The organism is Actinacidiphila acidipaludis (assembly GCF_019890725.1).
In the GTDB taxonomy this organism is placed as follows: domain Bacteria; phylum Actinomycetota; class Actinomycetes; order Streptomycetales; family Streptomycetaceae; genus Actinacidiphila; species Actinacidiphila acidipaludis.
The window spans coordinates 38412-51850 of record NZ_JAINZZ010000025.1 but is presented as its reverse complement, the minus strand read 5'-3'; the positions used below and the strand labels follow the sequence as shown (position 1 = coordinate 51850).

Below are 13439 nucleotides of genomic sequence, written 5' to 3'. Positions count from 1 at the left end.
CGTCAGGGAAAGCGGGTGCCGATAATCGCGGCATGGCTGCGATCGTCGCCGCGGGCGCGTTCTTGATGACGCTGATCGGCGGGATCGTCGCGCAGCGCGTCGGCGACCGCCGCCACCTCGTTCTGGGGCTGGCCGCTGGGCTGATGCTCGGCTGAGCGTTCTCAGTGAACTCCGAGCCGCCGGAACGGCCGAGGGATAGGCTCGGCCGCGTGCCGAAGAGGAGTGCGGGTGACGCCTGGCTGAACCGCCTGTGGGCGGTGGTGTGCGCCTGTGCCGGTATCTTCCTGTGCATGTGGGCACTGTCGTGGTTCAAGGCGAGCGTGCTCCATGAGGACCTGCAGAACCACTGTGCCGTACACACGGCAAGCTTCCCGTTCGAGAAGTCCTGCACGCACGCGAACGGCACGGTCGAGGGGGCCAACAGCGCGCTGTTCGACGGTATTTTCTTCGGCTCGATGACCACGGCTGCGGTCACCCTGACAGCCGCGCTGACGATCGAGGCCAGCCTGAGGAAGCAGTCCCGGGGCGCAATCGGGGTGTGATCGCCGATCATGCGGCAACGGCCCGTCGCACTGAATGCGCATGCCGGTCAGCCTGTGGGCAGGCCGACCTGGTCGCGTTCGAGTACAGAACGCAACTCCGAGAAGACCTGTACGGCGGCCGGTCCTGAGGGACCGCCCAGGACGTCTGCGATCAGCTCGGCCAGTGTTGTGGTGAAGGTCGCCTCCGCCGCCTCGACGAGTTGCAGGCCTTCGGCGGTCAGGTCCAGCAGTGATGAGCGGCGATCCGATGGATTGGTTCGCCGTGTGACCCATGCCTGCCTCTCCAGGCGGTCGATGCCCTTGCTGGTCGCGCCGATCCCGATGGCGAACTCGGTGGCGAGGTCCGCGACCCGTGACCCCGGGTGGTCGCGCAGGAAGCGCAGGAACTCGAACTGCGAAGTGACGATCCCGTGCCGCTCACGAAGGCGGTCGTTCAGCGCGTTGTAGAGGCGTGTCTCGCAGCGGACGAGATCGGCGAAGAAACCCGGGAGGTCGATCGGGCCACGGCTTGACTTAGATGCCATGGCATATATCGTAACCTAAATGCCTAGGCATATAGTTCCTGGGCATGCACTCGCGATGGAGGAGACAATGAGCCGGCAGCAGCGCGCGGAGATCGACGCGATGGTCCGACGGCCCCAGCCGGAGGCCCCTCGGTCGGTGGAGGAGATCCGCGCCGGGTTCAGGGCGATGATGGGGAACATGATCGTCCCGGCCGGGATCCGCACCCGGACTGCCACGCTCGGCGATCGCCCCGCGGTGCTCGTCGAGCCGGTCGACACTCCGAAGGCCGGGACGATCCTCTACTTCCACGGCGCTCTTACGTGGTCGGTTCACCGGAGACGGCGATGTCGCTGACGGGGAACCTGGTGACGAAAACAGGGTTCAGGGCGTTCTCCCTGGATTACCGGCTCGCCCCTGAGCATCCGTTCCCGGCCGCGATCGAGGACGGACTGAGCGCCTACCGCGCCCTTCTCGACAGCGGCGAAGAACCTTCGGCGATCGCGTTCGCCGGGGACTCCGCCGGCGGCGGTCTCACCGTCACCACCTGCCTCGCCGCGCGCGACGCCGGCCTGCCGATGCCCGCCGCAATCGTGGCGTTCTCCCCCGGGCTCGACATGACCCGGACGGGCGAGAGCATGGACACCAAGGCGGGCATCGACCCGTTCTTCACGCGTGAGGGCCTGGAAAACACCGGGACCATGTACCTTGCGGGGCAGGATCCGCATCAGCCCATGCTCAGCCCCGCCACCCTCGCCGACCTGACCGGCTTCCCTCCGATGCTTCTGCAGGCGGGCACCAACGAAATACTCCTGGACGACTCCACACGCATGGCCACGCGCGCGAGGGAAGCCGGAGTGGACGTCATCCTGGACATCACCGCTGACGTTCCCCATGTCTTCCAGGCGTTCGCCGGCTTCCTGGACGAAGCCGACGAGGCACTGGACCGCGCCGCTCTCTTTCTCGGCCAGCACATCCGCGCCAGGGCCACGGCACGCACGTCGGCAGGCTGAAAGCCCGCAGGCGGTCTCCTACGGACCACGGTCCGAACCCCAGACCCTGGCTCGCTGTTCCTATCCTTGGCGGCTACCTCTTCGGCCGGACGAACTGCCCTGACTGCGCCGCGGATTTCTCGCCAGGAAAGGCTGGATGGCGGGCCAGTGGAGAGCCCGGGCCAGCCGTATCCAGCCGCGGGTCTCAACCGGTCCGCTCTGGGCGCTGCGAGGCTCGCAGTAGCCCCAAGGCGACCATCAGCAGCACGAACCCCACGGCATAGGCCAAGCCCCGTGGGCGTGGGCTGAGAATGGCCCAGCCGACCAGTTGCACGGCGAGGTTCGCCGAGAACAGGACCTCCGCGTACCCCCACAACCGGGGCCGGAACGTCCTCTTGCCCATCCATGAAGGCAGCCAGCTCGACCTGATGGCGGCAACCCCGGCCACGACCCCGAGCAGCGACAGCGCACCGAGGGGGCCCACCAAATACCACACCACGTACCCCCTGCGCGCGCTTCACACGGTCGTATCGAACGCCGCCATCATGGCATCCGTCGCACTCGCTCTTGCGACCGCCGTGATGTTCGGTTCGCGGTGACGGGTTGTGGTGGACTGCCCAGCAGCGCCGCTTGGACCGCGGGTTCACAGGCGAAGGCCGTGGGATCCGAAGCAGCCATAGCCCAACCAACTCGGCGCTTTTCAGGATCGCGTGGCGTTGAACGCAGCCTGGCGGCGCAATCCCCATGCCCTGAGCCGGCCGCTCAGGAAGATGCCGACACCGATGGAGACCGCGAGCAGCACCGAAGAGGGCCCGACGCCAAGGGATACCGAGCGATGCCCGGTTGCCTGCGAGAGACCGAACATGACCAGCATCAGGGTCACCGTTGTTCCCGCGAGGAAGACCGCGAGTTCGGCCCACCACATACCCCGCGTCGGCAGCGTCGTCACAGCCCTGTTGTACACCCCGCCGGCCAGTGAGCCGATACCACCTCGACCGAACCCGGCGAGGCGGTCACGTCCCGGGCCTTGATGAACGTGGGCGGACTTCCCAGGCCGGCCGGTGGAGTTGATCGTTGTGAACGACGATGTCGGCGTGGTCGGCGGGGCGGGCTGTGGCGAAGTAGAGCTGTTGGGCCGGGATGTAGCGGTCGCGCCAGGACCGTTCGATGGCGGCCGTGTCGGTGGTGGATCCGGCCGGCGCTGTCCCCCGGTCCTTGGCACGGTCAACCGTCTGCTCGAAGGGGACGGACACGAAGATGCGCAGGTCCCACCGGTCGATGAGTTCTGAGCGCAGGAGGAAGACGCCGTCGAAGAGCAGGACGGCGTCCGCGGGGGCGGCCGTGGCAGGCGAGGACGACGGGGTGTCGGTGTCCGCGTCGTAGACCGTGTGTTGAACCCTTCGGTCTCCACCTGGGCCGAGCGGATCGAGCAGGACCCGGCACAGTGCGGCGCGGTCGTGGGCGTCGAAGTAGCAGCCTTCGGCCGAGTACTTGCCGCGTCGGTAGCGCCGCGCCCGGGGGAAGAGGAAGTCGTCGATGGTCGCGCGGATGACGTGGCAGTCCTGCGCGCGCAGGGCGACGGCGAGTTCGTCCGCCAGCGTGGTCTTGCCGGCGGCGGGCGGCCCGTCGATGGCGACCCTCAGCGGGTGAGCGGCCCTGACGGACCTGATCGCCTCGGCAAGCCGGCTGATGAGCTCGTCGCGGGTGCCCTGATCCATCGGTGCCCCTCTCACGCCTCCGGGGGGTACGCCCTTCGCGTCCGACCGAGGCCGCTCCGCAGGCCTTGAGCATTGCTCCCCGGCAGGTCAGGCCTGGTTAGGTGCCTCGTGCTCGCCGCTCGTTGCGGCCCGGACGGGCGTGACGTGCCGCTCCCCCCATTTTCGCAGCGCACGCAGCACGGGGAGCAGTTCGCGGCCGACATCGGTCAGCAGATACTCGTCCCGCGGCGGACGGTCGCTGTAGCGGCGGCGCTCGATGACTCCCGCGGCCTCCAGCTTGCGCAGCCGCAGGGCGAGCGTCTCCCGCGGGGCGCCGGTGTTGATCTGGATGTCCTTGAACCGGCGGACGTCGAACCCGAGCTCCCGGACGACGAGCAGGCTCCAGCGTTCCCCGACGACGTCGAGCGCGTCGGCGATGGAGCAGACCCGGGGAGTCACGCGATCAGTCGATTCGTATTCCGGACTCACCCGGTCATGCTACCTCTCCGGCTCTCGGCCCCGCCGCTCGCCGACGGCACACCGCCGGCCCACCGCCGGCGCCCAGGAACGAGCCACCGGCGGGTTAGTTCGCTTTTCGGACTGACCTTGGGTAGCGTGGCCGGTAGCGGTGAGTTCGAAAATCGTACTTACTCATCACCGCTGGTCGCCCCCGTGAGCGACCGAACCCCGTCGAGATGGGACCTGCCATGACCTGGATCGCATCGTCACCGCAAGAGCGCCGGGCGCAGCTCGGACGTTTCGTACTGGGCACCGGCAACATCGGCGGAGTCTCGACGCAGACCGGCCCGGGTCTCGGGCTGTCCGACGCCGAGGGCCTCCGCCTGATCGACCGTGCCGTCGCCGAGGGCTTCGCGGTCATCGACACCGCCGACATCTACACCGGAGGCAACAGCGAACGGGTGGTCGGCGTGTGGAACGCGGCGCACCCGGACTCCGGCATGCTCGTCCAGAGCAAGACGGGCTTCACGAGCGGCGGCCCCGACCTGTCCCCCGAGCGTGTGGAACGCCAACTCCAGCACAGCATCGACACCCTCGGGCGGGTCGATCTCTACTTCGCGCACACCGTCGACCCGAAGACGCCGTGGTCCGAGTCGCTCCCGGTGTTCAGCGCGGCGGTGGAGAGCGGTCGCATCCGGGCGTACGGCCTGTCGAACGTCGACCGGGCCGCGCTCGAGTCCGCCCTGGAGACCGCCGATCGCCTCGGTCTCGTACGCCCCGAGCTGATCCAGAACTCGTACTCGCTGATCGTCCGCGACGACGACCTGACCGTCCTGCCGATCGTGCAGGCGGAGGGGCTGGCGTACTCCCCGTACTCGCCGCTGGCGAACGGCATTCTCGCGGGCCGCTACAGCCGCGGCGAACAGCCGGAGAAGGGAAGCCGGGCCAGCACCGGGCGCCGGACCGACGAATTCCTGGGCGACCCGGGGCTGATGGCACGGGTGGCGGAGTTTGATCGGCTCGCGGCGGACAACGGCGTCACACCGGCCGGCCTGGCGCTGGCCTGGCTGGTCAATCACCCTGTGGTGGCCGCTCCGGTCATCGGCGTCAGCAAGGAGTCGCAGTGGCAGGGAGTCCACGAGGCCCAAAGCCTCCCGTGGACGGCCGAACTCGCCGCACGGCTCGACGAGCTCTTCCCGGCGGGGACGGCCTGACCGCCTGAACTCCCTGGAGAACCTGAACTCCCTGGAGAAAACGCCTGAAATTCCCCGGAAAGGGGCGACATTTACCAGGCGACGGGCAGCCCCTCCACGCCGTAGACGTTCGCGCCGTCGCCGTGGAAGGTCAACTCGTCGGCCGGGACGGCCAGGCGCAGCTCCGGGAAGCGGTGGAAGAGCGCGGGCAGGGCGAGTTGGAGTTCCAGCCGCGCGAGGTGCTGGCCCGGGCACTGGTGGGTTCCGAACCCGAAGGCCATGTGCTGGACCGGCTCGCGGGTGAGGTCCAGCCGGTCGGCGCCGTCGGGCACCAGCCGCGGGTCGCGGTTGGCCGTGAGCAGCGAGACCAGGACCCGCTCGCCTGCCTTGACCGGCCACTCGCCGATCGTGATGTCCTCGTTGGCCACGCGCGGGAACACGCCGGAGATGCTCAGATACCGCAGCAGCTCCTCCACGGCGTCGGCGGTGGAGACGCTCTCGTCGAGCAGCAGGGCACGCTGGTCGGGCCTTTCCAGCAGCGCCAGCGCGCCCAGGGCGATCATCGCCGCGGTCGTCTCGTGGCCGGCGACCACCAGAGCGCTGGTCAGACCGACGATCTCGGCGTCGCCGATGTCCCCGCTGCGTCCTTCCATCAGCTCGGTGATCAGGCCGTCGGTGGGGTGGCGGCGGATCTCGGCGACGAGATCCTTCATGTAGGCGCCGAATTTGCCCAGGTGGGCGAAGTACTCGGCCGGGGAGCTGGCGAAGTTCACGACCCCCGCGCTGAGACTGTGGAAGTCCTGATGCATCGAGGCGGGCACGCCCAGCAGTTCGCCGATCACGATCGAGGGCACGGCGACGGCGTAGGCGGCGACGAGGTCGACACCCGGACCGGCCGCCTCCATGACGTCCAGCCGCTCGGCGAGGACCTTGTCCACCAGCGGGCCGAGCGTCCGGATCCGCTTGGGGGCGAAGGCCGCGGCCATCATGCGGCGCAGCCGGATGTGTTCGGCGCCGTGGTGGTCCGGCGGGAAGCCGGGCATGAACGTCCTGGGTTCGCCGGCGGGCAGGGGAAGGTGGCCGTACTGCAGGCGGGTGTCGCCGAGGGCGGCCCTGACGTCGGCGTACCGGGACAGGATCACGGTGTCCGCTTCGCCGAACCGCGGTTCGTAGACCGGTACCCGGGTCGGCTCCTCCTGCCGGGCCATGTGCGTGAGCCGCTGCGACGGATCGAACGGGCATCCCGGCTGCCGGTCGGTGACGACGAAGCCGCGGGTGAGTCGTTCGGTCATGAGCCAGTCCTCGGGTGTGTGGTGTGACGGTGCCGCGCACGGGATCTCCGACCCGGTGAAGGGATCCCGAAAGGTCCTTGCGCAGTCAAGCATCGCGGGATGCGGCCGTCAAACCGCCGGTCAGGGCGTCGAGTGAGCTGCTGACACCGACCCCCAGGGCACGGATCGCGATGGACTCACGGCTGCCCGGCGATGCACCTCTCGTTGCAGCGGGGGCCGCGTCGGCCATGGCGACGCGGCCCGATCTCGGTCAGCGCCCCCGGACCTGAACGCCCGCCCGGAAGACCGCCTCGATCGCGAACAGCGCGGCGGGGTCGGCCACCGGATTGCCGTGAACGGCGAGGATGTCGGCGTCGGCGCCGGGTGCGATCTGGCCCTTGCGGCCCTCCACCCGGCATGCCCGCGCGGCCACACTGGTCACGGCCGTCAGCGCCTCCAGCGGGGTCATGCCGGCGAAACCCTGGAGATCACGCACCCCGTGCGGAAGCACGTCGTGGGGCTTGAAGGGGGCTATGCCGGCGTCCGAGCCGACGACGACGTCCGCCCCCAGCGCGCGCAGTTCGGTCCAGGCCTTGCGCATGGTCTCGACGTGCTTGAGCAGGTCCCCGTGGGGCTGCACAGCCTTGCCGGGGTCGGAGCCGACCGTCAGGCTGACGAAGCTGCCGCTGTCGGCGACGGTCTTGAGCAGACCCTCGTCGGGCCCGGCGCCGTCGCTGGTCAGGAACGTGAGGTGCTCCAGGCTGTCCACGCCCGCTTCGACGGCGTCCTGGACCGCCTGCACGCCGTGGACGTGCGCGGCGACCGGCAGACCGAGGCCGTGGGCCTCGTCCACCACGACGCGCAGGTCCGCCAGGCTGTACTGCGAGACGTGCGGCGGCACCGAGTCGGGTGTCATGTGGCCACCGCTCGCCATGATCTTGATGACACGGCACCCCCGTGCGTGGCGCTCCCGCACCGCGGCACGCAGCGCCTCGGCGCCCTCGACCTCGCCGCCGAGGAAGTGGCAGTGGCCACCGTGCACGGTCAGCGGCGGCCCGGCCGGGAGAATCTCGGGGCCCAGCTCGGGCCGGCCGGCAAGTTCCTCGACCAGCTTCAGCGACAGGAAGTCACGGTCGCCGAGGTCGCGCAGGGTGGTGATGCCGGCGTCCAGGGCGGACCTGGCCGCGTCGCGCATGTGCGCCAGCAAGGTCTCGTCGTCCATGGCGGCGAGCGAGGCGACGGGGTCGGGTCCGGCGTCGAACGCCAGATGCACGTGCGTGTCGATGAGGCCGGGGAGCAGGCACGCCTCCGTACCGAAGTCGACGAGCGCGGTGCCGTCGGCGGGAAGCGCTCCCTCCCGGTCCACGCGCACGATCCGGTCACCGGCGACGTACACCGTCGCGGGGTCGGACAGGCTGAACCCGTCGAACATCGAGCCCGCATGCAGGGCCAGGGTCTTCATCGTGTGGTCCTCCCAGGTGGCACACCGTTGAGCGTCGGTCCACCACGACTCTACATAATTGCTTTGTCAAGCAATTAACCTAGGGCTCCGCACGGGTCTGGCTCTGCCCCCGGCGGCCGGGGGCAGAGCGCGTCGTCGGTCAACGGCCCGCCGCAGAGGGCGTCGAACCGCTCGGTGCGCCTCAGCCCGCCTTCGGCAGACCGATGACGACCGGCCCGAGGGTGCGTGCCGCGGTCGCGGGCGTGGCGGTGACCGGCGCGAACGGCAGCGTCGGCGCGCCGTCCCGCTCGATGAGGTACGCGTGGCCGGCCCGCAGCGGGACGGTGAACCGGGAGGCGGACGTCGGGGCGACGACCGTGCGGCCGTTCGCGACCACCTCGACGCTCTGGCCGGGCCAGGGGTTGCGCACCTGCTGTGCGACGTTCGCGCCGGCCTCGATCGCGACCGTCACCGGCACGCCGTCCCGGACCTGCACGTCGACCTTGCTCCGGTGCTGGATGAACACCGTGGCGTCGGCGTTCCAGCCGGTGGGCAGCGCCGGTGCGACGCGCAGCAGGCCGTCGTAGTCCTGGACGAGCGCGTCCTGCAGCGCCGTGGTCACGACCGCGCCCTGCTCGGCGTACGGCTCCTGGTAGGTGGCGCCGAAGGACGCCAGGCCCGACGGGCGCTGCTGGTAGGTCTCGGTGAGGTCGACCAGTTCCTTCGCCATGTCGTCGCCGAAACCGAGCCGGGCCGCGTCGATGGGGTCGAAGCTCCAGTCGTTGTGCTCGACGAAGGGGCGATCGGCGAAGGTGCGCTTGGCCAGGTCCGACAGCGGGCCGCTGTCGCCGATCACTCCGTAGGGCCACACCGGTTCGAGGCCGAGATTCTCCTCGTTGTGGGTCTTCGCGGCCTGCTGGAACGACTGGCCGATCACGTCCTGCCCGGTGCTGTCGGCTGCGGGGTCGAGCTGCTGGGTCATGGTCGCGGCGTCGGTGCGGGGGTACGGCAGGATCTTCGGCAGCGCCGCGCTCAGCGCGGTCACGAGGTCCTGGTCGCGATGGAGCAGTCGCGCGGCCTGGATCACGTCGGGGAAGACCGCGGTCATCGCCGTGATGTCGGTGGTGGGATCGCTGACGTCCCACTGGGTCTCGTGCGCGTTGGACGGGCTGGTGTGCAGGTGTCCGTCCGCGCCGGTCGTCGCGTACGCGAGCATGAACCTGGCCCAGTCGGCCATGAGCGGGTAGTTCTGCCGCAGGAACTCCCGGTCGTCCGTGGCCTGGTAGGTCTGCCAGACGAACAGCGCGACCTCCGCGCCCGTGGACAGCGTCCTCGCGTTGTAGTTGGCCGGCCCCTGGGAGCTGCAGTTCAGATACGGTTTGGCGCCCCACTGGCCGTTGGCGAGGTGCACCTGGACGCCGACGCCGTTGAACCGCATGGTCTCCGGTGTGCACGCGCCGGCCGAGCCGGGGAACTCGCCGGCCGTCCAGGCGAGGGTCTCCGGCAGGGCGTCGCGGTACAGGGCGAAGTAGCCGTCGTTGTTGGCGTACGCGCCGGCGCCCATGTCGGCCGTGACCAGCATCCTGAGGTTCCAGCCCCAGTACGACGCCGGATCCCAGGAATGCGTGTCGCCGGAGGAGTCGAACAGGTCGGCGACACCCGCCTGCGAGCCCGGGCGCACGGTGCCGCGCTCCGCTGCTTGGGCGAACAGGCTGATCGTCCGCAGGTTCGCCAGGTACTGCGCCGAACCGTCCGGCGAGGACAGCCCCATCATCCCGACGCCGCCCCAGTACTCGTGCCACCAGGCCGCGGTCCGGGCGAGGACGGAGGAACCGCCGCTGCCGGCCAGCAGCCGCTGGGCGGTGGCCGTCGCGTCGCCGCCGGTCCACTGCGGCGACGCGACGACGACGCGGAAGGAACCGTTCGGTCTGGGCCTGACGCTCACCTGCACGGTCAGCGGGTCGACGACGTCGGCGCGCACGTCGCGCCCGGACGCGGTGATGGCGGCGAGGGCGCCGAACGTCCGGCCGCTGGCGCCCGGTTGTGCGTTGTCCTGCCAGGTCTGGGCGAGTGTGCCGATGGAGGCGCCGGCCGACGCGGTCGGTGTGCGGGGCTGCCACAGACGCAACCGCGCCGTCTGCGCGGTGTCCGGATCGGCTCCGGTGACGTCGACGACGAGTTCGTCGGTGTCGGCGCGTACGTAGGTGGTCGCCGTCATGCCACCGCCGGACTGGACGAACGTGCCGTCGTAGAGGTCGAGGCGGCCCCGGTAGTCGGGGGCGCTGGTCAGCTTGGCCAGTCCCGGCACGACGACCTGGCCGGGCGACAGCCGGTCGGGCAGGGTGTCCGCCCGGTTCAGCTGGACGGTCAGGCCGTTCTCGTCCCACACCCCGGCGCCGAGGTCGCCGTTGCCCAGGGGCATCGCCTGGGCGGACGCCGTGTTGGGCCGGCCGAGGACCACATCGGAGCTGTGCACCATGGCGGGGACGTCGACGTGGAAGGAGCCGTCGCGCCACGCCGTGGTCGCCGCCGCGCTCGCGCCGGCCGCCGGGGACTGCCCCAGCAGCGCCACCGCCAGGGAGTAGACGAGCAGCAACGTCGAGGAGGACCGCCGGATTCTCCAACCACCTTGGGCCATGCGAGGGCTCCGCTCATGGGTTGCTCATGGCTGACAGGACGGCAACGCGAGGGCGATGTCGCAGCAGCAGGGAAGCATCAGACATCGGATGGGTCAAGGGAAAATCGCCCCGCAGTTCGGGAAGGGTGCCGCGTTCACGCCAGATAGATCGGGGGTTTCGTCGCGTCTGGCGTGCCGTCATGGCTGGTCAGACACGGAAGCGCGGGGCCGCGCGATTCACCATGCCCGGTACGGCGCTGTGCGGCATCGACACCACCACAGGACTCACCGCGTATCGCAGGTAACCCCAGATTCATCGGATGAATCTGTTGACGTGACGGCATATCACCCGTAGAACGTGGGATTCGACCGCCGAGGACAAGGCACGTTGCCCCAGATCCCGCGAAGGAGTCACTCGTGCACGCGAAATTGACCAGATGTCTGCTGCCGGTTCTGCTCTCCCTCGGGCTGGCAGCCGGCGTCTCTCCCGCGACGGCCTCGCCGCCCCCCGTGCCTCCGCCCGACGCAGCCGCGCAGGTCTCGCCCACACCGCCGATGGGCTGGAGCAGCTGGAGCGCACTGCGCGAAGGCGGCAGCCTGACCGAGGACGGCATCAAGGCGCAGGCACGCGTGATGCACGACAAGCTGCAGCGGTACGGCTACCGGTACATCAACATCGACGCCGGCTGGTCCGACCACCTGGACGCGTACGGGCGCGACACCTGGGACACCACCCGCTTCCCCGACGGCATCCCGGCGCTCGCCGCCTATCTGCACGGTCTCGGCCTCAAGCTCGGCATCTATCTGACACCGGGCGTTCCGATCGAGGCGTACCAGAAGAACCTGCCGATCCAGGGGACCCCGTACCACATCCAGGACATCGCCGATCCCACGCAGCCCGGCAACACGAACAACGACAACTACCGCATCGACTTCAGCAAGCCGGGCGCGCAGGAGTACGTGCAGAGCTACGCCGACCTGTTCGCCTCCTGGGGCGTCGACTACATCAAGATGGACTTCGTCGGTCCCGGCGGCGGCGTGGTCCCCGGCGACCAGCGCCCGGACATGCAGGCGTGGCACCAGGCCATCGTCGCCACCGGCCGCCCGATGCACCTGGAACTGTCGAACTCGCTCAGCATGGCCGACGCCGCCACCTGGGAGGCCACCAGCAACGGCTGGCGCACCGGCGGGGACATCGAGTGCTACTGCGGCGTCAACGGATCGAGCACCCCGCTGACCAGCTGGCAGAAGGTGTCGGGCAGGTTCGACCAGGTCGCGGCCTGGCAACCGTACGGCGGCCCAGGCGCGTTCAACGACTACGACTCGATAGAGGTCGGCAACGGCGACGACGACGGGCTGTCGCCCGACGAGCGCCAGACCCAGCTGAGCCTGTGGTCGCTGGCCGCCTCCCCGCTGCTCCTCGGCACGGACCTGACCAGGCTCGACGCCGCCGACCTCGCGCTGCTGACGAACCGCGACGTGATCGCGGTCGACCAGGACGCCGTCAACGCGTCGCGGGTGAGCAGTACCGCGACCACGCAGGTCTTCGCCAAGCCGGAGCCGAACGGCGACGTCGTCGTCGGGCTGTTCAACACCGGGACCGCCGCGCAGACCGTCTCGGTGGACCCGGGCGCCACCGGCCTGCCGCCGTCCTCCGCGTACCGGCTCGACAACCTGTGGACCCACCAGGTCACCCGGTCCTCGGGCAGCGCCGTCGCCGCCTCCGTCCCCGCTCACGGCGTGGCCCTGTTCCGGGTGCGCCCGTGGGCCGCGGACAGGGCCCCGGCCCGTCCGCAGACCGGGCTCGCGGTGACCGCTGCCCCCACTCTGATGACCGGTCAGGACACCACGGCCACAGCCGACTTCACCAACTGGGGTACCACGGCCGCGACCCAGGTCCACGTCGCCCTGGCGGTTCCGCAGGGCTGGGCCGCCGCCCCCCTGTCGCCCACGTCGTTCGCCTCCGTCGCGCCCGGTGAGACGGTCCACGCCACCTACCGTGTCACCGCGCCCGCCTCCGTCGACCGGCTCTTTCCGACGGTCCGGCTCGACGGCACCGCCGGGTTCCGCTGGAAGAACGGCAACGGCGCCGACTCCACCGGGTCGGCCGCCGGGCACACGTCCCTCCTCCTCGGCGCGCCCGTCGGGACCCCCTTCCGCACCTTCGGCTCCACGCCGGAACCGGCGAACTTCTCGCAGGTCGGCAGCGCACTGAGCATCCGCGCGGCAGGCTCCGACGTCTACGGCTCGAAGAACGAGTACGGCGCCGTCTACGTCCCCGGCGCCGAGCACGACGGCTCCACGACCACGGTGCGCGTCACCTGGCAGCAGTACCAGAACTCCGGGGCCAAGACCGGGATCATCGTGCGCAACGACGTCACCCGCGCGGCCGACTCGCCCGGCTTCGTGACCGTGGGAGTGAGCGCCAAGAAGGGCTACTTCATGCAGTGGGACGCCAACGGCGACGGCCGGCTCGACTCCGGCACCGCCGCCAACGGCTCCGGCGTCGGCAAGCCCGTTCTGCCCAGCTGGATCCGGCTGGTCAGGTCCGGCACCTCCTACACGGGCTACTACTCCACCGACGGCGCCACCTGGACCGCGCTGAGCACGGCGAACGTCCCCTCCGCAGCGGCCACTCAGGACGTCGGGGTCTTCGGCACGGCCCGCAACCCGGGCTACCCGAGCCAGGACGACTTCGACAGCTTCTCCACCAGCGCCGGCTGACT

General features: G+C 70.0%; 12 protein-coding genes and 1 pseudogene. 6 read left to right on the top strand and 7 right to left on the bottom strand.

Features of this window, described 5'->3' with window-relative positions; genetic code table 11:
- Positions 1-32 precede the first annotated feature (32 nt).
- A pseudogene (locus K7862_RS20260) lies at positions 33-152 on the top strand (ZIP family metal transporter); the annotation flags it as partial.
- Positions 153-209: 57 nt separating this feature from the next.
- Positions 210-542, top strand: coding sequence for a hypothetical protein (locus tag K7862_RS20255; RefSeq protein ID WP_222964501.1), 333 nt, complete (start codon positions 210-212; stop codon positions 540-542).
- A gap of 47 nt (positions 543-589) precedes the next feature.
- Here the strand turns inward: K7862_RS20255 and K7862_RS20250 are convergent, their stop codons facing one another.
- A complete protein-coding gene (locus K7862_RS20250; protein ID WP_222964499.1) occupies positions 590-1066 on the bottom strand; it encodes a MarR family winged helix-turn-helix transcriptional regulator in 477 nt (158 codons plus the stop codon).
- 67 nt (positions 1067-1133) lie between these two features.
- On the opposite strand from K7862_RS20250, the gene K7862_RS37710 reads away from it, so the two are divergent.
- Both K7862_RS37710 and K7862_RS20245 read left to right on the top strand, forming a co-directional pair.
- Positions 1134-1400: a hypothetical protein gene (locus K7862_RS37710; RefSeq protein WP_262413494.1), complete on the top strand. Its 267-nt coding sequence runs from the start codon at positions 1134-1136 to the stop codon at positions 1398-1400.
- Positions 1391-2056 carry an alpha/beta hydrolase gene (locus K7862_RS20245; RefSeq protein WP_262413493.1) on the top strand — a complete coding sequence of 222 codons (666 nt, stop codon included), beginning with the start codon at positions 1391-1393 and terminating at the stop codon, positions 2054-2056. The genes K7862_RS37710 and K7862_RS20245 overlap by 10 nt, the downstream gene beginning before the upstream one ends.
- Before the next feature lie 679 nt (positions 2057-2735).
- Here K7862_RS20245 and K7862_RS20240 read toward each other — a convergent pair.
- The 3 genes from K7862_RS20240 to K7862_RS20230 form a co-directional block, all read right to left on the bottom strand.
- Positions 2736-2984: a hypothetical protein gene (locus K7862_RS20240; protein ID WP_222964497.1), complete on the bottom strand. Its 249-nt coding sequence runs from the start codon at positions 2982-2984 to the stop codon at positions 2736-2738.
- 64 nt (positions 2985-3048) lie between these two features.
- Entirely contained in the window at positions 3049-3753 is a 705-nt protein-coding gene (locus K7862_RS20235) for a cytidylate kinase family protein (protein WP_222964495.1), read from the bottom strand.
- An 87-nt stretch (positions 3754-3840) separates the two neighbouring features.
- Positions 3841-4191, bottom strand: a complete 351-nt coding sequence (locus K7862_RS20230) for a winged helix-turn-helix transcriptional regulator (RefSeq protein ID WP_222964493.1) — start codon at positions 4189-4191, stop codon at positions 3841-3843.
- Positions 4192-4439: 248 nt separating this feature from the next.
- On the opposite strand from K7862_RS20230, the gene K7862_RS20225 reads away from it, so the two are divergent.
- Positions 4440-5405 (top strand): aldo/keto reductase, encoded by a 966-nt coding sequence (locus K7862_RS20225; RefSeq protein WP_222964491.1) that lies wholly within the window; start codon positions 4440-4442, stop codon positions 5403-5405.
- A 71-nt stretch (positions 5406-5476) separates the two neighbouring features.
- Here K7862_RS20225 and K7862_RS20220 read toward each other — a convergent pair whose 3' ends face one another.
- The 3 genes from K7862_RS20220 to K7862_RS20210 form a co-directional block, all read right to left on the bottom strand.
- On the bottom strand, positions 5477-6676 hold the full coding sequence (locus K7862_RS20220) for a cytochrome P450 (RefSeq protein ID WP_222964489.1): 1200 nt from the start codon (positions 6674-6676) through the stop codon (positions 5477-5479).
- A 250-nt stretch (positions 6677-6926) separates the two neighbouring features.
- Positions 6927-8117 carry a metal-dependent hydrolase family protein gene (locus K7862_RS20215; RefSeq protein WP_222964487.1) on the bottom strand — a complete coding sequence of 397 codons (1191 nt, stop codon included), beginning with the start codon at positions 8115-8117 and terminating at the stop codon, positions 6927-6929.
- 181 nt (positions 8118-8298) lie between these two features.
- Positions 8299-10734, bottom strand: a complete 2436-nt coding sequence (locus K7862_RS20210) for a glycosyl hydrolase family 95 catalytic domain-containing protein (protein WP_222964485.1) — start codon at positions 10732-10734, stop codon at positions 8299-8301.
- A gap of 396 nt (positions 10735-11130) precedes the next feature.
- Between K7862_RS20210 and K7862_RS20205 the strand changes: the two genes are divergently transcribed.
- Positions 11131-13437 (top strand): NEW3 domain-containing protein, encoded by a 2307-nt coding sequence (locus K7862_RS20205; RefSeq protein ID WP_222964483.1) that lies wholly within the window; start codon positions 11131-11133, stop codon positions 13435-13437.
- The last annotated feature ends 2 nt before the right edge of the window (positions 13438-13439 follow it).

Coding starts and splice junctions, on each gene's coding strand:
- K7862_RS20250 (WP_222964499.1), bottom strand. CDS start 1,066: ATGGCATCTAAGTCAAGCCGTGGCCCGATCGACCTCCCGGGTTTCTTC.
- K7862_RS37710 (WP_262413494.1), top strand. CDS start 1,134: ATGAGCCGGCAGCAGCGCGCGGAGATCGACGCGATGGTCCGACGGCCC.
- K7862_RS20245 (WP_262413493.1), top strand. CDS start 1,391: ATGTCGCTGACGGGGAACCTGGTGACGAAAACAGGGTTCAGGGCGTTC.
- K7862_RS20235 (WP_222964495.1), bottom strand. CDS start 3,753: ATGGATCAGGGCACCCGCGACGAGCTCATCAGCCGGCTTGCCGAGGCG.
- K7862_RS20225 (WP_222964491.1), top strand. CDS start 4,440: ATGACCTGGATCGCATCGTCACCGCAAGAGCGCCGGGCGCAGCTCGGA.
- K7862_RS20220 (WP_222964489.1), bottom strand. CDS start 6,676: ATGACCGAACGACTCACCCGCGGCTTCGTCGTCACCGACCGGCAGCCG.
- K7862_RS20215 (WP_222964487.1), bottom strand. CDS start 8,117: ATGAAGACCCTGGCCCTGCATGCGGGCTCGATGTTCGACGGGTTCAGC.
- K7862_RS20210 (WP_222964485.1), bottom strand. CDS start 10,734: ATGGCCCAAGGTGGTTGGAGAATCCGGCGGTCCTCCTCGACGTTGCTG.